Origin of the sequence: Pseudocolwellia antarctica (assembly GCF_049933045.1) — a bacterium.
Taxonomy (GTDB): Bacteria; Pseudomonadota; Gammaproteobacteria; order Enterobacterales; family Alteromonadaceae; genus Pseudocolwellia.
In genome coordinates, this window is record NZ_CP187926.1 from 3,566,467 (window position 1) to 3,586,158 (window position 19,692).

The following is a 19,692-nucleotide window of genomic DNA, read 5'->3' on the forward strand; positions in this document are numbered from 1 at the left end:
TATGACTGCTGAACGATTTATCCCTTTTACCAAGCAAGACGTTATTGCTTTATGTGCTGAAGATGTCAGTAAAAACACGTTGTACGATATAGATGCCTTTTCACAGGTTAGTCAAATTTTATCAAGTGTTTTACATTTTCAATATCACGACTTGCTTGAAAACCTAAAACGTTCATACGCGCCTTTCGATCCAAATTCAGATACTCGACAATTAGCCACGCTCACAGAAAATGAGCTCGCTGAACACCAAGCGCAATTCGCTAAAGATTTTGAGAAAGTGCTTACCGCAGCCAACTTCGAGAAAATAACAGAAGCTGATATTCAAGCGGCATTAACCGAAGAATCGCTGTTTAAAGTAAGGCTTGAAGTCGCCTTTGACGATTTCGACGAGATTGTATTTTACCGACGTGGCGAGTCTCAAAAAACAGAAATACTCCAGCAATTTTTTGGCTTAAAGAAAAAACCCTTAACCTTCACCAATTACGACCGTGTTGCCGTTTACATTAAGTTTAAAGGTAAAGAACATTTCGCCAACAAAGCTTTACCTGCAGGTTTTGAGCCTGGCGCAACAGTTATCAAGTTATTTCAAAACGTACCTAAAGCTGATTTAGAAATGCTATTTCCTAATAGTGAAATACGCATGCGCCCTATCGATAAAGTGATTATTGGCGCATCTGCCATAGTAGGTGGCGCGGTGGTTTTAATTACCAAATTAGGTGCATCATTAATCTTATTAGCTACCTTATTCGCTTTTTGGATAGGTATGAGCGACGAATCTGTTGAAATGAATCAAAAACAGCTGATCGCATTAGCGCTAGGCTTTGGTGTATTTGGCAGTTTTATATTTAAAGAGTGGAGTAAATTCAAGAACCGTAAAATTAAGTTTATGAAAGCTCTCACCGATAATTTGTATTACAAAAATTTAGATAATAACGCGGGCGTATTCCATACCTTAGTTAACGAAGCTGAAGAAGAAGACTTTAAAGAAGCCCTACTCGCCTACTCTTTTCTTTTGAAGCACCCTGAAGGATTAACTGAACAAGCATTAGATAACGAAATAGAAGCGTGGTTCGACAGTCAATATCAATGCACATTAGACTTTGAAGTGGATGATGCTTTACAAAAATTAGAAGCAATGAAGTTAGTCACTAAAAGTTCAAACACTCATCCAGGCACTAATTTAGATACTAATCCAGACAATGCCTTAGGAACGAATATGGCAACTCACACGGTCACCTACAATGCGGTGGAATTGTCAGTGGCTAAAAAGACATTAGATCACTATTGGGATAATATATTTCAATATTAGGGTTTGCTGATGTATCGCTTAACGCTAACGGATTAACAAATAAACTTACATCCATATAAACTCACACTCATATAAATTATAGGTATCACATGAAAAAACTTATTACAGGTATTGCACTCAGTCTCAGTTGTCTTGTTGGATCTTCAGTACAAGCAGCTCAATTCGATGAAGTGAAAATTAAAACTCATGCGGTAGCAGGCGATGTTTATATGCTTGAAGGCGCTGGCGGAAATATAGGTGTGTTAGCAACAGCAGACGGTTTGTTACTTGTAGATGATCAATTCAAGCCACTGGCAGAAAGAATTGAACATGCCATGGTTAATATAGTGAACAAACCATTAAAATATATAGTAAACACGCATTTTCATGGCGACCACACCGGCAGTAATAACCACTTTGCTAATCATGCGCCTATCTTTGCACATACTAACGTAAGAAAACGTTTATCAAGTGCTGATGATCACGACCATGCGGCACTACCTGTAGTAACTTACGACGATGGCATTACCATTCATTTAAGTGACGAAACCATTGCTTTATCTCATTACCCAAGTGGTCATACTGACGGTGATAGCGTAGTGTTTTTCAAAAAAGCGAACGTATTACATATGGGCGACTTATTCTTTTCAGGTCGTTTCCCGTTTATCGACTTAAACAGCGGTGGTTCTGTAAAAGGTTATTTAGCTAATGTACAAAGTATTGCTAAGACTTTCCCTAAAGACGTAAAAATCATCCCTGGTCATGGCGACTTAAGCGATATGAATGGCCTACAAGACTTTATCGCTATGATAGATTTCAGCATTAACCGTGTTGAGCAAGCGATTGCGAAAGGCTTAACGCTAGAACAAGTTATTGAGCAAGGTATTGGCGAGAAGTATAAAAGCCTAACATGGAACTTTATCACTGAAGAAAAGTGGTTAACGACTTTATATACCGACTTAAAGTAGACCTATTACTATACATTCAGCTTTCCCTGCATTTACATAAGCGAAATACAGCTGATAAATAGAATAAAACGATAAAAATCCCCTCGTAAAGTAAGAAAATAGAGTTTACAACTGTATTTTCTTGCTAATTCTCACAAAATTCCTTTTGTACATCTTTATCCTCTCAATTTTTTAAAAACACAAAAAACCACTATAACCAGCTGTTAAATAACGAATTACCAATATTCACTCTCAACAATCCTCTACAAATTTTAGCTAATACTTCAGTTCTACAAGCCTTTCGATAGGCAAAACCTATAAATAAAATAGATTCATTCGATTATGCCTATTGAGTGATGTTCCATATACTTATCTCAACTTAAACGAAAGCACTGAACAAAACGTTCAAACATACATTTAAATTAACTTTGGAGCTCGACATGACACAATCAATTATCAATTCAAAAATCTTACCTTTCAACGCTACAGCATACAGCAACGGCGACTTCGTTGAAGTAAGTGAAGCAGACTTAGCAGGAAAATGGGCAGTAGTATTTTTCTACCCAGCTGATTTCACATTTGTTTGTCCTACAGAATTAGGCGACATGGCTGACCATTACGCACAACTTCAAGAGATGGGCGTTGAAGTTTACTCAGTATCAACTGATACACACTTTACTCATAAAGCATGGCACGACAGTTCAGACACAATTAACAAAATCCAATACCCAATGATTGGTGACCCAACAGGAAGAATTACACGTAACTTCGGTGTAATGATTGAAGAAGATGGCTTAGCACTTCGCGGTACATTCGTAATCAATCCTGAAGGCGAAATCAAAGTAGCTGAAGTACATGACTTAGGTATAGGTCGTTCTGCTAAAGAATTAGTTCGTAAAATTCAAGCAGCACAATATGTTGCAGCGCATGACGGTGAAGTTTGTCCAGCAGCATGGGAGCCAGGCTTAGAAACATTAGCTCCTTCTTTAGACTTAATTGGCAAAATTTAATTATCCCGTTAACGTCGAGCTCATCATTAACTTATACAGAGCTCGGTAGTTAGCAAGAGTTAATTAATAATTTTTCCAATAGTTCCAAACCTTGTTTTACGCACAATAAACAACGTTAAAACAAGGTTTGAATTTTTACTTTATTTAGCGCATTCGCTAAGGAATCTTCAACATGTTAGATGCAAACTTAAAAGCCCAATTACAGAATTACCTACAAAATTTAACGTCTACAGTTGAATTAGCAGTGTTTTTAGATGATGGCCCAAAATCAAAAGAATTAAACGAATTAGTACAAGAAATTGCAACAATGTCACCACTTTTAAACCTAGTAGAACTAGATGGTAGCAATGAACGCGCTCCGTCAATGCTAGTAAGATCGGTTACCAACAATACTGAAATACGTTTTGCAGGTATCCCAATGGGACATGAATTTACCTCACTGATATTAGCGTTATTACACAGTGGCGGACACCCAATTAAATTGAGTGAAGAAATTATAGAACAAGTGCGTAACTTAGAAGGCGAATATGCGTTTGAAACCTACGTATCATTAAGCTGTCAGAATTGTCCTGATGTTGTTCAGGCATTGAATATGATGTCAGCAATTAATCCACAAATCACCAATGTAATGGTAGATGGATCGGTATTCTCACAAGAAGTTTACAGCAAAGATATTTTATCTGTACCCGCAGTTTACCTAAACGGACAACCGTTTGCGCAAGGCAGAATGTCGGTTACAGAAATACTAAACAAAGTGGATGTAAATGCACATTCACGCCAAGCGGACACAATTAACAAGAAAGAAGCTTTCGATGTATTAGTGATAGGTGGCGGTCCAGCGGGCGCATCTTCAGCAATTTACAGTGCACGTAAAGGCATAAAAACAGGTGTAGTAGCAGACCGTTTTGGCGGACAATTACAAGACACCATGGCAATTGAAAACTTTATCTCGGTTAAAGCAACTGATGGTCCAAAGCTTGTTGCCAGCTTAGAAGAACACGTTAAAGAATACGACGTAGACATTATGAATGGTCAACGCGTTAAAAAGATTATTGAAAGCGACGTACCTGGTGGATTGATCCAAGTTCAACTTGAAAACGACGCCATTATTCAAACTCGCTCAGCCATTATTGCCACAGGAGCAAGATGGAGAGAAATGAACGTACCAGGCGAGCAAGAGTACAAAGGTAAAGGCGTAGCATACTGCCCACATTGTGATGGACCATTATTTAAAGGTAAATCAGTAGCCGTAATTGGCGGTGGTAACTCAGGTATAGAAGCCGCAATAGATTTAGCCGGTATTGTTAGCCACGTAACGGTTTTAGAATTTGATACAAGCTTACGAGCTGATGCCGTTTTACAAGCTAAAGCCCGTTCTTTAGGCAACGTTGAAATTATTATGAATGCACAAACGACAGAAGTATTAGGTAACGGCAATCATGTAACAGGTCTTAACTACTTAGACCGCCAAACAAATGAAACTAAAAGCGTAGAGCTAGCAGGTATATTTGTTCAAATTGGTTTAGTGCCTAACTCACAGTTTTTAGAAGGTACGGTAGATTTAACACCACGTGGCGAAATTATTACCAACAACCACGGCGAAACAAGCGTTGCCGGTGTTTATGCTGCAGGTGATGTAACTCACACACCTTTCAAGCAGATCATTATTGCAATGGGAAGTGGCGCAACAGCAGCACTTGGCGCTTTTGATTACTTAATCAGAACACCAAATGCAGCAGAAGAAGAATTGGTAGTAGAGAAGGAAACTCAGGCTGCTTAGTTATTCTAACGAATAACCCTAAAATTTATTATTAGCTTATAAATTGCAGAGTATGTCTTAACTTAAACCCCCCATTTAAGTTAAGACCAACATTTTTATAATTCCCCCCAGCGCTACCGTCACTGTATCTCTTTTTTTGAAGGATACTATAGTGGCGGTAGTGCTTTTTTATGGGCTCTAATAAAAAAGGCGCCGATAAAATACTGTTTTTATTAATTAGTTATTGTTAGTCCTGCCACTATTTTACCAAAGCCCACATTGCTAATTCACTTCACCCTGTCTTACTCATACTTTAAAAATATGTCACAGGAAATATATAAAGCCTGACTCGCTTTCTTTTAATTCAACTCAAAAATACTGAAAATATTTAATACTACACTACCAGTTAAAAATCTTTAATTTCAAATCCTACCTTGCAAACACAAATGATAATGATTATCATTTATGTAAATTAACTAATAAAGAAAACTATGAAATATTTATTCCTTATTTTGGTTACGTTTAGCTCTGTTATTCATGCTAAGCATTATGAAGTAAAACTACTCACTAGTGATGCAAGCGGAAAAATGATGTTGATGTCTCCTGGATATTTGAAAATATTTCAAGGCGATACAGTTACCTTCATACCATCTGATCCTTCCCATAACGTAGAGTCTGTTTCTATTCCCGAGCAAGCCTCAGCCTTCGCAAGCCCAATGGGACAAACCTTCAGTTATACCTTTAGTAACAAAGGCGTTTACCTCTATAAATGTTCACCTCATTTTGCATTAGGCATGTTGGGTGTAATTCAGGTGGGTGAAGCAGAAAATCGTTTAAAAGTAGAACAAGATTGGCAAAAGATAAGCTCTGGTGTTGTTATGAATAAAGAACGTATTAACGGTTATTTATCACAAGCAAAATAAGTCAAAAAGAGTTAATCCATGAACATATCAGCAAATTTATTTATGACTAAAGTTCAGTCTCTAAAATTATGGGCATTACTACCGCAATATAAACGTATGGCTTTACCCGTAATCGTCTGCTTGTTATTAATACAAGGTCATACTCGAGATATTACCCTTAACGTATTGTCTGATGCATTTTGGCAAGTGGCTGTATTTGTTGCCATGAGCTTAACCATTTACCATTTGTTCGCAGATAAAGTTCGTAACCTTTATACAAACAGCAAAAGAGAAAGTAAGCCTTATAAAGAAATAATTACCGCAAGTTTTATGGGCGTATTACCTGGTTGTGGTGGAGCAATAGTTGTTATTACACAATATGTTAGTGGTCAAATGGGGTTTGGTTCTGTTGCGGCGGCACTTACCTCAACCATGGGAGATGCAGCATTTCTACTATTAGCAGCAGAGCCATTAACAGGCACAGGTATTGTTATATTATGTTTTTTTGTTGGCATTGCTTCAGGCTTAATTGTTAATAAAATTCATGGCCCTGATTTTTTAAGACACACAATCAAAACCAATAAAAAACAAACCGATGAGAAAAAAAAAAGCCAATACTATTCCTACAACTTTAAAGTTTCAGGGGCTTGTGTGGCAGTGGATCATGATCCCTGGTGCCATTGTCGGACTACTCATGGCTGCGCAGGTAGATATTGTTTCACTATTTAATGTTAACGAGTCAGTTATACGAATACTTGGAGCGGCAATAGCTTTAACGTTAATATTTTTATGGGCAGCAACCTGTGAAGTTACAAATTACGAATCAATGGTTTCTGAAGATAAAAAGGAACGCCAAAACAAGATATTTCAAAAGGTAGCCCTTGATACTAACTTTGTAACGAGCTGGGTTGTAGTCGCATTCATTTTATTTGAATTGCTTATGTTATATGGCAACGTACAACTTGAAAGTTTATTTCTTAAGTTTGCTACTTTTGCACCTTTAGCGGGTGTTGTTATTGGGATGATACCTGGTTGTGGACCGCAAATTATTACCACCTCTTTATACCTTTCTGGCGCTATTCCATTATCAGCACAAATAGGTAATGCCATTAGTAATGACGGTGATGCTTTGTTTCCCGCTATCGCTCTTTCACCCAAAGTCGCTCTGATCGCAACAATGTATTCATCTATCCCTGCGGTGATCGTTGCTTATAGTTATTATTGGTTATTTGAGTAAGTGAGAGCAGGATCGCTAAAATCAAATAACCTCTTTCATCGAGTTTTTAACACTACTCACAACCGCTCTAATACACTGCATTCTTGAATAGCCCGATCTCAACATGAGAGATATTTGTCGATTCGGCTTTGGGTCTTCAAAAGGAATATAATTAATCGTACTGGTGATATGGTGATTAACCGTCGCGAGTTGAGGTAATAAAGTAATGCCCATATTGCTTGAAACCATATAACGTAAGGTTTCTAAACTCGTCGCTTGAAAACGATGATCTTCTTTAGCGCCAGCCGTAAAACAAAAACCTAGGGCTTGATCTCGTAAACAATGACCATCTTCTAAAGTTAATATTTCATAGTCTTTTAGCTCACTTAAATTCACCACTTTTTTAGATGAAAGTTGATGACCTTGCGAGGTCGCTAATACCAGTGGCTCTTCAAATAAGTCGTAGCGATCAAACTTATCCATATCTTCTAACCAAGGCAAAATGATTAAATCTAACTTACCATCATCTAAAGACTTTAAAAGATTCTTGGTTTTATCTTCATGCAAATAGAATTTTATATTAGGTAGTTTGTCATTCAAATCTTGCATAATATGTGGCAACAAATATGGCGCTAACGTAGGTATTAGCCCAATATGTAAATCCCCTGAAAACGGGTCTAACAGCGCTTTAGCTGAGGCTTCAAAATTATTAGCTGCCCGTAATACATTACGTGCTTCTGCCACTAATTGCTCGCCAGCAGGTGTCAGCATAACTTTTCTGGTTTGTCTTTCTACTAAGGTTAAACCTAAGTGTTCCTCTAGCTTCATAATTTGACCGCTTAATGTCGGTTGGCTTACAAAGCAGGCTTCAGCAGCACGACCAAAATGTCGGTGTGTATCAATGGCATCTAAATATTCTAAATCACGAATTTTGATCATACGAATCTCTACAAATAATGAGCTTTATTGAAGGCTTATTAATAACTATATTAAAATCTGAGTTAATAGTTACACCCTATCAATAATTAAAAAACAATCTATTTTAACTATAACACATTCGTTATTTATAGTTATTGAAAGGATGAAGAACCAATTATGGCAATCGACTAAATCATGCGGATCACGCTTCAGCATAGTGCAGCATGCCCATCACTGAACATATCTCACTTGAAAACCATAAAGATAAAACCACTTTAAACAATAAAAACAGTCAGTTAACTTATTGGTATCAGACTTGCTCTATACATAAGTAGATTAAACATTAAATACAAAGAAGTGAGAAACCATGGCTTATATTGAACCGAGTGAGTTTGTAACCAAAATGGTCGACTCTGGTGAACAGAAAGTTTATATGTCGACGAAAGACACCATTATTCGTGCATTTATGGCGGGGGCTATTCTTGGCCTAGCCGCTATTTTTGCTATTACTGTAGCAACCAAAACAGGTAGCCCTATTTTAGGCGCATGTTTATTCCCTGTTGGTTTCATCATGCTTTATTTGATGAAGTTCGATTTATTAACCGGTGTATTTACATTAGTGCCTTTAGCTTTATTAGATAAACGACCAGGTGTTACTTTTGGCGGCGTGATGCGTAACTGGGGCTTAGTATTTTTAGGTAATTTCGGTGGTGCATTAACAACCGCATTCTTTATGTCGTTTATTTTAACCTATGGTTATGGAACAGATGGTGGTGCGATTGCAGCCAAAGTAGCTCATATAGGTGAATCAAGAACCGTCGGTTATCAAGAGCACGGTATTGGCGGTTGGTTAACGATATTTATCCGTGGCATGTTATGTAACTGGATGGTGTCGATGGGTGTTGTCGGTGCGATGATTTCTACGTCGGCTGGCGCTAAAATGGCAGCGATGTGGATGCCTGTTATGTTGTTCTTCTTCATGGGTTTTGAGCATTCAATTGTGAATATGTTTTTATTCCCTTTCTCTATGATCATGGGTGGTGACTTTACTGTTTACGATTATATTTTATGGAATGAGATCCCTACGGTTTTAGGTAACTTAGCAGGTGGTTTATTGTTAGTTGGCTTACCGTTGTACTTTACCCATGTGAGAACTTCACCTGAGCGTAAACTTTCATAAGCTCTGTTAAAATATTACTTTAAGAACTGGCTTCGTGATTAATTTCACGAAGCCTTTTTATTTTAAACCTTATGAAAGAGCATAACTCTGGTAGACTTTTAATTAACTTGTTCCGTTTATTCACACTTGAATAAACGGAACAGATTAAAAGCGTTATAACCAAGTTTGATAGGAATAAATCATGAGCAAATCACTCAGTGTCAGTATTGGTGGCGCCACCGATAAGGGCGTAAAAGCCATTAACCAAGATTTTTTAGGTAGCGTAACACCTAAAGAACCCTTGTTAAGTGCCAAAGGTATTGCACTGGCTATGGCTGACGGTATTAGCTCAAGTAAAGTAAGTCAAATAGCCAGTGAGACTGCTGTTGCTAGTTTTTTAGATGACTATTATTGCACCTCTGACTCTTGGTCAGTAAAAAGCTCAGTGCAAAAAGTCATCAAATCCGTTAACTCTTGGTTGTATTCTCAAACTCGAAATAGCCCTTACCGATTCGATAAAGACAAAGGTTATATTTGTACCTTTAGCGCTTTAGTTTTCAAATCAAATACGGCACATTTATTTCATTCAGGCGATACACGTATCTATCGTTTATCAGGCGATGGGCTTGAACAACTTACCGAAGATCACCGTCGCGTCGTTTCATCTGAAGTGACTTATTTAACGCGTGCTTTAGGCATAGATCAAACCTTAGAAATAGATTATCAATCCCTCACCATAGAACAAGGCGATACCTTTGTTTTAGCTACCGATGGTATATACGAATTCATTAAAAGTTCAGACATTACGAAAGCGATTAGCACGACAGATTCGTTAAATAGCGCAGCACAGATAATTATTGAACAAGCCCTTGCACAAGGCAGTGACGATAATCTCAGTGTTCAAATAGCGCGAGTTGATAACATACCTGAATATCAATTAGATGAAGTGCATCAACTGACTATGTTGCCTTTACCGCCAAGGCTAACTCCGCGTATGGAATTTGATGGTTACGAAATACTCCGTGAAATTTACATCAGTAGCCGCAGCCATGTATTTTTAGCGCGCGATACCGAGACGAGCGAAACTGTGGTTATTAAAACGCCGTCAACTGAGCTACGTAACGACAGTAAATATTTAGAACGTTTTATGTTGGAAGAGTGGATAGCCAAACGTGTTAATAATCCGAATGTAGCCAAAGCGATAGAGCCCAAACGTAAACGAAACTTTCTCTATTTAGTGACTGAATATATTGAGGGAATATCATTAAATCAATGGATGATAGACAACCCTAAGCCGAAGTTAGAGCAAGTTCGCGACATTATCGAGCAAGTAGCTAAGGGGTTACAGGCTTTTCATCGCCAAGAAATGATCCATCAAGATTTACGCCCAAACAACATCATGATTGATAGTACCAACACAGTTAAAATCATTGATTTTGGCTCTACTTTTATTGCGGGCGTTACCGATGCAAATACTGAAGATGTTATGCGTGGCACCATTCGTTATTCGGCACCTGAGTATTTTTTAGGGCAATTAGGAACACAACAATCAGACATTTATTCGTTAGCCGCTATCACTTACCAGATGCTGTCTGGCGGGTTTCCATATAGCCAAGCTATTGCACAAGCAAATACCCTTTCAGCACAAGAGAAACTAGGCTACCGCAGTTTAATGACTAAAGATTCAGAACTTCCAGCCTGGTTAGACTATACTTTAAAAAGAGCGTTACATATCAACCCATTAAAACGTCACCCTGAGTTATCAGAGTTTATGCATGATCTTAGACATCCAAATAAGGTTTATTTGGCGCAAACAAAACCACCTTTAATGGAGCGAGATCCTGTTATGTTTTGGCAAGGGGTTAGCTTAGTTTTATTTGTATTGTTAATAGCTCAGCTAGTGTAATTTGGCTTAAATATTAAATACGTGTAATGAAATTTACATATTTTTACTTTATTATAGAAAGATATACAATATCAAACAGCTGTATTGATGCTTGTTTTACCAGAAGAATTAGCAGAGATTGTTTATATATTTAGATAAATTCAGGTTATTTAAGAATATTTATTTAAGATCAACGGTCTACTATTAGGCAGCATAAAAATATCTAAATCACGAAGCGAATAAACGAGAGAAAAGAAAAATTATGATCACTAGCCAAATAGAAATACTTGAACAAGCACGTTTATATCTGAGGAGTATCACACAAGAAGAATACGTTGAAATTATCTCTCCAAACTTTATCAGCTCAGCAGGCTCACACATCCGTCATATAATCGATCATTACCAATCAGTTATTTCAGGTATTGAATCAGGCGTTATCGATTACGATTTACGTTTACGTGGCAGTAAAGTAGAAGAGAACCCTCAATTAGCGTTGAACAAATTTGATGAAATTGAAGCTTGGATGTCAAATCTAACTCATAGCGATTTAAATCAAACCATTTCACTTTCAACTGAAGTAAGTACAAGCACTAAAGAATTACAAATTGTACAAACATCATTAGCACGCGAGCTTATTTTTGTAGGTAGTCATGCTGTTCATCATTATGCGATGATCACACAAATTACTTTCGCACAAACCACAACAGCCAATACATCTTTTGGTATTGCACCAGCAACAGCGACTTACTTACGTGAGAAAAACGCATCAGCTTAATTATTTCATTTAAAAATAGCTTAGTAAGAACAGATTAACGACAAGAACCAAGTTAACCCAAATTAAGATATGGGTTTTTTAAGTTATTGATTAGTCTATTTAGATTGTATTTATACAAATAAACTAATCAATGACGGGCCTTCCTTGTTCAATAAGCTACTCCGTGTAACTCAAATACTCGTCTTTATCTTTACCCAAATACAATTTAAGTAATTTCTCTGGCGCCTTTGGTAAATCAACACTGAGTAATAAGCCCGGTGTGTGATTAAAGTTAATATCAATTCCCATGCAATGAAACTTAGCACCCAACTTATAATACTGCTTTAACAATACAGGCACGTCTTTTCCGTCGACTTCTATCCCTTCTACCATGGCAGATAATTGCTCCATAGTTACCGAGTTCGCTTTCAGAAAGTCTTGCGCTTCAGGATGTAAATTACCTTCAAAAGGTGATTTAGCTTCAACGCCTTCACGCTCAGTGATCATTACTTCATTAATTAAGGCAACAGAACGCGGATCATATAATTTACTTAGCGATACAGTGCCGTATAAGGTTCTATATCTTGGGTTTTTACATACGTAAGCGCCTATGCCCTTCCACAATAACAACAAGCCATGAAAGCTGTTTTGATGCTCAGCTACAATAAACGAACGTCCCATTTCTAAACACGGTTGGTTTTGGTTAATAAACTCAGGTTTGAAGGTAAATATTTGTGATAAATACAGCTTAGAAATATCCGCATCTTTTTGTAAAAGATCTGTTTGGCCAATACGGTAAGCACCAATAATTTCTTCATTTTCATGATCGAATATAAACAAATGCATATAAGTCGCGTCAAAGTGATCGGTATCACAAGCTTCGCCACTGCCTTCATTATGTTCTCTGAAGGTTATTTCTCTTAAACGTGTAATTTCTTGTACACAGGTAGGCATTTGATGCTGATAACCGTTGTACACAGTAAAAGATTTAAACTTAACTAAAACTTGTTCTTCAGGTAACGCAGCAAGTTCTTGAGTCATTAAGTTTTTATTCGCCGTTGGAATAATATATTTAAATTCAACTGTTCTATCGTCTTCTATCCAAGGTGTTAAATAGGTTTCATCATTCAAATAACACTGTAATCTTACAAAATCGTTCATGCTCTCAATACCATTAAATACGTTAAGCTGCTTAGGCTTAATGAGGTTATTTGTCACTAAGTTAATAGGATGTTCATTTAATTTTACCATTTCTCTCGCCAGCATTAACAGGCGGAAACGGTAATATATTTGTCCCATTTTATGGAACAGCTTGCTGTTAGTACCCGATATAAATACAGGTAAAATAGGGGCTTTCTTTTTAACAGCAATTTGAATAGCGATTCGGTTCCATTCTGCATCAGTAATACGTTGTCTGTCATCTTGAAAAGAAGAGACCTTGCCTGCAGGAAATACTACTAACAAACCTTCATTATCAACATGTTTAAAGCATTGTTTAATCGCCGAAGTATTTATCGCAGCTTTAGGTTGTAACGGATTGGCGAAAATAAAATAATCAGCAATTTCTTTAAAAACGCGTAAACCTAAATTAGCCATTATTTTAGTATCAGCACGATATGCCGTCAGAATCTTAGCAATAATAACGCCTTCAACCATGCCATAAGGATGATTGCATACAACAACACAACGTCCTTCTTTAGGAATTTTAGCTAAAACATCATCAACACCAAAAACACGTACACCTAATTGATCTAATAAGCGTTCAGAAAAGTCTTGTTTTTCTCGACCCCACAAATCACCTTTTACATAAAGTTGATGAAGTTTATCTATGCCTAATATCTTATCTAATAAGGGCGAAATAGGTCTTAACACGTTACCTAATAAGGTATCAGGTAATAACGCAGCTAAGCGCAAATCAGAAACGTTTTCATTGGGTTTATTCATATGATGGGGTTACAACAACTCTCGACAATTTAATTATTATGGGCAGTCTATCTATTTTACCTATTTAAAGGCTTGGTATGTACACAAGACCCTGAACAACAGAAAAACTATTCACTGTCATTAATAATAACCTTTCACACAAATAAAACTAGCACAAAAACATAACTTTACTGCTAACAATTAACACCTGTTTAGCATATTGGTTTATATTAACTTCTCCATAAAGCCTCAGCCCTTAAGCTGAGCCTCTTATTCTTGATAGAAAGCAACGCAGGATGTTTACGCCTACTCATTATCTAATAACGCACATTATTTATTGAGAGCTATAAATTATATGAAAAAAATTATATTCACCAAGTCATCATTAAAACATCAGATATTCACACTCATTAAAACATCAATTTTGTGTGTCAGCTTTTTAACAACAGCATGCTCGTCAGCTCAACAGAGCGTTTTACAAATACATGCTCAAGAAAATACTCAAGACAGTTATGCTGAAAACAGTATTGAGACCTGTGCTGCGTTGAGTAAGCCTAACCAAACTTCTTTGTTGCAACACTTAGCGCCTTATGCTGAAAAAATGCAAAATAGTACTGGTGTTTATGTGCTTGAAGAAGGTATTGAATCGCTATTATCGCGTGGTTGGTTAACCCATAAAGCTGAAAAGACCATTGATATTCAATACTTCATTTTTACCGCTGACAACATCGGGCTCATCGCGGCTGACTATTTAATAAAAGCTGCAGATCGTGGTGTAAAAATTCGCTTACTTGTTGACGATTTAATGGTAGATGCAAAAGGTGATGAATTACTAAAGTTAGACGCTCACGAAAACCTATCGATCAAAATATATAATCCACTGGCTAATATAGGTAAAAATATTTTTCAGAAAGTGACCAACCTTGCTACTAATTTTCATGGTTTTAATCAACGCATGCACAATAAAACCTTTACTGTAGATGGCAAAGTCTCAATAACAGGCGGTAGAAATGTAGCGGATGAATACTTTGGTTACGACCACGAATATAATTTTAGAGATCGTGATGTTTTATTATTAGGTGGTTCCGTTAGTGAAATAGAATCGTCTTTCGAAGATTTTTGGAACGACGAGCTTAGCGTACCAGTAACACAACTGGTTAAAAGTGAAAATAAAGATACTGACATTACAGCGTCAGACTTAGCTAATTACGATGCATTGCATCAATACGCTTGCGACCCAGCAAACTATGTTCCTCTTGTACGTGAAAAAATGAAGAAAATACCTGAAGCATTTTTGCAGCAAGAAACTGAAGGCAAAGTTTATTGGTTAAAAGATGTGGAATATATTTCAGATATTCCAGGAAAAAATAACAAAAATAAATTCCTAGGCGGCAGCGGACTTTCTACAGATAAACTGATTGAGCTAGTACGTAATGCTAAAAAATCGATCATCATTCAAACTCCTTATTTAGTTACCACCGACTTAAGTCGTGATTTATTTAAAGCCTTAACAGACAAGGGTGTTGAAATAAAAATACTCACAAACAGCTTAGCGTCTAACGACAACCTTGAAGCTTTTAATGGTTATCAACGTGATAGAAAAAAGTTATTAAAAACAGGCGTAGAAATTTACGAATTTAAACCTGATGCTGAAATTAGACAGAAGATCATGTCTGAAGTTATGGATAAACAACTCACCACACCACCTATTTTTGGCTTACATTCAAAGTCGATGGTGATTGATGATGAAATAACGGTGATCGGGACTTTCAATTTAGACCCGCGCAGCGCCAATTTAAACACAGAAAGTATTACGGTGATTCCTTCAAAAGCACTAACCCTAGATGTAAAACAAGGTATGCTTGAAGAAATGGAACCACAAAATGCTTGGCGAACTACAGCAGATTGGAATCCCGATGGCGAAGTCAGCATGCTCAAACAAATAAAAGTAAAATTACGAAGAGTCGTACCTAAAAATATACTTTAGATAATGCCTTAACAGTTCGAAAATAAAGGAATGGATCACTTTATATGAATGAAGAAATTAGAGTTCTCAGGTCTGAACTCGCTTTGCTTAAACTACAGTTTAGTGAACGGGTCAATCAGGTTGAGGCGCGTTTAAACAATTTACTTGAACAAGAAAACTTAGCAGTTGATGATACCAACTCAGCTGTTCAAAGTGATCAAAGTCAAGCGCCAGCATATCCAGACCAACACTATCAAGTGGCTGGTGTTTCAGGCGTCACAAGCGCTGCCATTTCAGAATCAGCTTCTGTTTCAAACAGACAGTCTCAAGTTGCGGCACCTAAAAAACCAAAATATGTACACAAGCCTTCTCCCATTGCTGTTTTCATAGAATCAAACATCAAAGCTTTTATACAAGCCATACTTGGTTTTATTTTTGATTGGTTTACGCCTGCAGTAAACATTTATAAATCGTATAAAGAAAAAGGCATGTTAGGTATTTTTGTTTTAACTATCGCAGGTATTGCGCTGGTTTTAGCCGGCTTTGGTTACTTAATGCAGTTGCTGATTGATCAGCTCGGTGTCGGCTCCAAATCCTTACTTATGTGCTTAGCCGCCTTGCTGGTGATGAGTTTTGGCATAGGTTTGAAGATAAAAACCCAATTCAGCGAGTTTGCTACTGCGATAATCACCTTAGGTGTGCTGCTGTCCTATTGCACCGTTTATTTCGCAGGCAGTGTTTATGGCATTATTCCGAGCGCATTAGTGCTAATAAGTTACTTTATTATTGCCTTAGGTTGTCATGGTATTGCCCATTGGTTCGACACAAAAATAGTGGCTAGCTTAGGCGTTATAGGTATTGCAACCATGCCTATCTTGTCGAACACCGTACAAATTGAACCTCTTTATTATTTATTATCTTTGTCGTTTGTTGTGATCAGCAGCTTATATTTTGCCTTCAAAACTAACGAAAAATGGTTAGCGACCTTAACCTTAGTTTTCACCTTCGCCTCTATCGAATGGGTCATCGGTTTTGAAAATGTTCAACTGTCTGTTTGGGCTGTTAATCTGTTTTATATTATCTTCTTCACCTACGCTGCATTAGGGTTTTTCTTTAATAAAAACTTAACCAACAGCTTGTTTACGGACACTGAAGAGAGCGCTAAAGAAAGCACTGACAATACGGAAAACACAGCAGAAGCTAACGAGAAAACGGATTCAAAGAGTCATACAAATAATCCAGCAGGCTTATTCAAAAGTGGCTTACTATTTATTGCGGCACTCGTGGGCTCAACCGTATTTATATTCTTCCAAGCGAGTGATTTATTTAGCACGCAAATGACACTATGCTTTACGTTTAATACCTTACTTAGCGTTGCTGTAGCCATACTGTTTTACAAAGTTAAACATGAAATAACGCCTTTCATTATCTTACTCAGCGCCCTTTGGGGAATGCTCGCTATTATCAGTGTGGTAAGTAATGCTTATTGGGGCATATCGTGGGCAGTTGAAGGGCTGTTATTATTGTATGTAGGCCGTAAATACCTGCTTAATGTTGTAAGTAATCAAGCTCAAGCCTTACTCACTATTGCCTTAGTTTACTCATGGGCAGCTATTGCACAATACTTCCCATTACCTGCATTACAAACGCTAGATGGCTGGGTTTTATCAGTTGCCATTGTACTGATTATCGGCATTTGGCAACGTATGATCACTCCTAAAGGTTTTGATGAATTTTCTCAACAATACATCAAGCCTTTCTTACAGCTAGTAGAAGTGGTTTGGATCTCAGTATTAGTCATTGCTAGCAGTAGTATTTGGTTAGGTGAATGGACAGGCGTTGCAGCTATCGTATTGCAAGCGTGTATATTATTTAGAGCGCGTTACTGTAAAGAAATGACGATTGAAATATTCGCAGCCCTATTAATTGTTATCCCTGTATTTTATATATTCCAAGGGGCTATGCTGATAGACCCTTACATAAACAGTTACCGCTTTTCGGCTTTACCATTATTTGCCAAACTAGCCGCTATTTCTGTGTTTGCTCAATTATGGTTATGGTCAGCTTTTTATCGTAAATATCATCCAACCAGTCCTCTCAAGAATATAGCTGAAACCCTGCGCATTCTATTCTACTTGCTACTCCCTATTCTCTGGTTAAGTAGCGCTTTTAGAAAGCTGGAAGAAGATTTATTAATGGTTTTATGGCTATCACCCGCCATCGCATTATTTTTAGCTCAGAAGATCAAACATCACTTACTGGTTAAAGAAGCCAAAGTTCTCACCGTAATAGCCAGCATCATATTTATGCTAGGTATTGGACAACTCAGCTTACTATCCGCCACATTAGCTTTCTTAGGCTTCACTGTTTTATATGGTGCTAGTTACTTAATTAACAAGAAATCAGCGTCTGATCTGTATCAGTTTATATCTAGCTGGGGACTCTTCGCACTCGGTATTGCTATATCTAATGCTTTGATCTTTTATGCGGATAGCTTATTTATTGGATTAATGGCGGGCATTGTTTATTGGTCAGGATGTTTAGCCCTTATGAATCGCGTGCAACTTATAACAAGAAACCTTTTATTAGTTTACATTGTAAATATTCTATTGGTTGTAGCTGGCTGGATACTGACAGATCTGTCTTCTGAATTTATCATCATCCCTATGTTATTTATAGCCGCACTTATTTACCAAAAACATGAGTTTGCGAAGCTTGCCTTCATTAATAAATTTACTCAAGTGAATAGCTATTTGTTCATTCACTCTCTGGCTATTATTACCTATTTAACATTGTTTAGTACATTGTCAGGATATCGATTACCGTTATTAATAGCGCCAGCATTAGCAATACACGGCGCAATAATACTCTTTATGAAAAATCGACATATAACCACCATTCGATACAGTTTTGCCCTTATATTATTAGGTATCGCAAAGCTTGCATTAATTGATGCTGCACATGCCTTACTTTGGCAAAAAGTGATTTTATTTATGGGAATTGGCGCTTTTATTTTAGCTGCGTCTTTTTGGTATCAAAAGTTAGTTAATAAAATGAAAATTGAATCGACTTTAAATGATGAAAATGAACAACAATTTGAAGAAGATCAAAACCAATCACCTGTAAGCAAGGGATGGAATGTAGAGTGATGAAATATAGTGCGATGACTAAAAGGTAATGAGTAATGGAGTAATGAACCAAGTTAATCGTATTTCAATACGCTCTTACACTAACAAAATAGAAAGCCATGCTCACAACTATCATCAGCTAGTGCTGCCCTTGCATGGCTCTATTGACATTAAGGTTGGAGACTTTTCAGGGCTGGTCAACATTGGTGATTGTGTCATTATAAAATCTGGCGAAATACATCAATTTAAAGCCCACCAGGACGCCAGATTTATTGTGGTAGACAGCGATGAATTGCCTGAAAACATAATGAGATCACCTAACGAAAAAGTTGCGATTAACGCACCTTTACTAGCTCTTATTCAATTTATTGAAACCCAATTAAATCATCATATTAATCAAACCATAGAATCAGCCACTTATGACTTCTTTTATCTGCTTTTAGCACAACAACCGCTATCAAATAACAGAGATAAACGCTTAAACAAAGTACTCAGTTATATTAACCAACACCTAGCGACTGACATGACGAATACGCAGTTAGCCCAACTCGCTTTTCTGAGTATTACGCAATTTAAAAAAGTGTTTAAAGAAAACATCGGCGTAACAACCCAGCAATACATTACACAGCAAAGAATGGATAAAGCGAAAACCCTGCTTACTCATACCGATACACCTATAGCGATAATTGCAGAGCAAGTGGGTTATCAAAGTCCGTCAGCATTTAGCCGTAAATTTAAAGCACATTTTGGTAATTCACCTAAGGCTTTTAGTCAGTAGAAATAAATCGCGTCTTCCAAAACAACAAAAGCGTCCTTCCTGCACACTTATTAGTTTTA

Annotated in this window: 15 protein-coding genes; 13 read left to right on the forward strand and 2 right to left on the reverse strand. The window is 37.1% G+C overall.

What is annotated here, in order from left to right; all coding sequences use genetic code 11:
• Position 1 precedes the first annotated feature (1 nt).
• From ACPUVN_RS15465 to ACPUVN_RS15495, 7 genes are all read left to right on the forward strand, one after another.
• Entirely contained in the window at positions 2–1,309 is a 1,308-nt protein-coding gene (locus tag ACPUVN_RS15465) for a TMEM143 family protein (RefSeq protein WP_426359439.1), read from the forward strand.
• Between the two features lie 89 nt (positions 1,310–1,398).
• Positions 1,399–2,256 (forward strand): MBL fold metallo-hydrolase, encoded by an 858-nt coding sequence (locus ACPUVN_RS15470; protein WP_426369386.1) that lies wholly within the window; start codon positions 1,399–1,401, stop codon positions 2,254–2,256.
• A gap of 419 nt (positions 2,257–2,675) precedes the next feature.
• Entirely contained in the window at positions 2,676–3,245 is a 570-nt protein-coding gene (gene ahpC / locus ACPUVN_RS15475) for an alkyl hydroperoxide reductase subunit C (protein WP_426359437.1), read from the forward strand.
• 172 nt (positions 3,246–3,417) lie between these two features.
• Entirely contained in the window at positions 3,418–5,025 is a 1,608-nt protein-coding gene (ahpF, locus tag ACPUVN_RS15480; RefSeq protein WP_426369387.1) for an alkyl hydroperoxide reductase subunit F, read from the forward strand.
• Positions 5,026–5,495: 470 nt separating this feature from the next.
• A complete protein-coding gene (locus ACPUVN_RS15485) occupies positions 5,496–5,927 on the forward strand; it encodes a plastocyanin/azurin family copper-binding protein (protein WP_426369388.1) in 432 nt (143 codons plus the stop codon).
• A gap of 18 nt (positions 5,928–5,945) precedes the next feature.
• A complete protein-coding gene (locus ACPUVN_RS15490; RefSeq protein WP_426369389.1) occupies positions 5,946–6,635 on the forward strand; it encodes a putative manganese transporter in 690 nt (229 codons plus the stop codon).
• Entirely contained in the window at positions 6,526–7,143 is a 618-nt protein-coding gene (locus tag ACPUVN_RS15495; protein WP_426370576.1) for a putative manganese transporter, read from the forward strand. The genes ACPUVN_RS15490 and ACPUVN_RS15495 overlap by 110 nt, the downstream gene beginning before the upstream one ends.
• A 21-nt stretch (positions 7,144–7,164) precedes the next feature.
• Here ACPUVN_RS15495 and oxyR read toward each other — a convergent pair whose 3' ends face one another.
• Positions 7,165–8,061, reverse strand: a complete 897-nt coding sequence (gene oxyR / locus ACPUVN_RS15500) for a DNA-binding transcriptional regulator OxyR (RefSeq protein ID WP_426369390.1) — start codon at positions 8,059–8,061, stop codon at positions 7,165–7,167.
• A 346-nt stretch (positions 8,062–8,407) separates the two neighbouring features.
• Between oxyR and ACPUVN_RS15505 the strand changes: the two genes are divergently transcribed.
• From ACPUVN_RS15505 to ACPUVN_RS15515, 3 genes are all read left to right on the forward strand, one after another.
• Positions 8,408–9,220: a formate/nitrite transporter family protein gene (locus ACPUVN_RS15505; RefSeq protein ID WP_426359433.1), complete on the forward strand. Its 813-nt coding sequence runs from the start codon at positions 8,408–8,410 to the stop codon at positions 9,218–9,220.
• A gap of 181 nt (positions 9,221–9,401) precedes the next feature.
• Positions 9,402–11,105, forward strand: coding sequence for a protein kinase domain-containing protein (locus ACPUVN_RS15510; protein WP_426359432.1), 1,704 nt, complete (start codon positions 9,402–9,404; stop codon positions 11,103–11,105).
• A 241-nt stretch (positions 11,106–11,346) separates the two neighbouring features.
• Positions 11,347–11,859, forward strand: a complete 513-nt coding sequence (locus tag ACPUVN_RS15515) for a DinB family protein (protein WP_426369391.1) — start codon at positions 11,347–11,349, stop codon at positions 11,857–11,859.
• A 156-nt stretch (positions 11,860–12,015) separates the two neighbouring features.
• Here the strand turns inward: ACPUVN_RS15515 and ACPUVN_RS15520 are convergent, their stop codons facing one another.
• Positions 12,016–13,782 carry a lysophospholipid acyltransferase family protein gene (locus tag ACPUVN_RS15520; protein WP_426359430.1) on the reverse strand — a complete coding sequence of 589 codons (1,767 nt, stop codon included), beginning with the start codon at positions 13,780–13,782 and terminating at the stop codon, positions 12,016–12,018.
• 334 nt (positions 13,783–14,116) lie between these two features.
• Between ACPUVN_RS15520 and ACPUVN_RS15525 the strand changes: the two genes are divergently transcribed.
• The 3 genes from ACPUVN_RS15525 to ACPUVN_RS15535 are packed head-to-tail and all read left to right on the forward strand — an operon-like array spanning position 14,117 to position 19,633.
• Complete coding sequence (locus tag ACPUVN_RS15525) at positions 14,117–15,748, forward strand: phospholipase D family protein (protein WP_426359429.1); 1,632 nt, start codon at positions 14,117–14,119, stop codon at positions 15,746–15,748.
• Positions 15,749–15,792: 44 nt separating this feature from the next.
• The gene (locus ACPUVN_RS15530) at positions 15,793–18,876 is read left to right on the forward strand and encodes a DUF2339 domain-containing protein (protein WP_426369392.1); all 3,084 of its coding nucleotides are present in this window, start codon (positions 15,793–15,795) and stop codon (positions 18,874–18,876) included.
• 43 nt (positions 18,877–18,919) lie between these two features.
• Positions 18,920–19,633: a helix-turn-helix domain-containing protein gene (locus ACPUVN_RS15535; protein WP_426369393.1), complete on the forward strand. Its 714-nt coding sequence runs from the start codon at positions 18,920–18,922 to the stop codon at positions 19,631–19,633.
• Positions 19,634–19,692 lie beyond the last annotated feature (59 nt).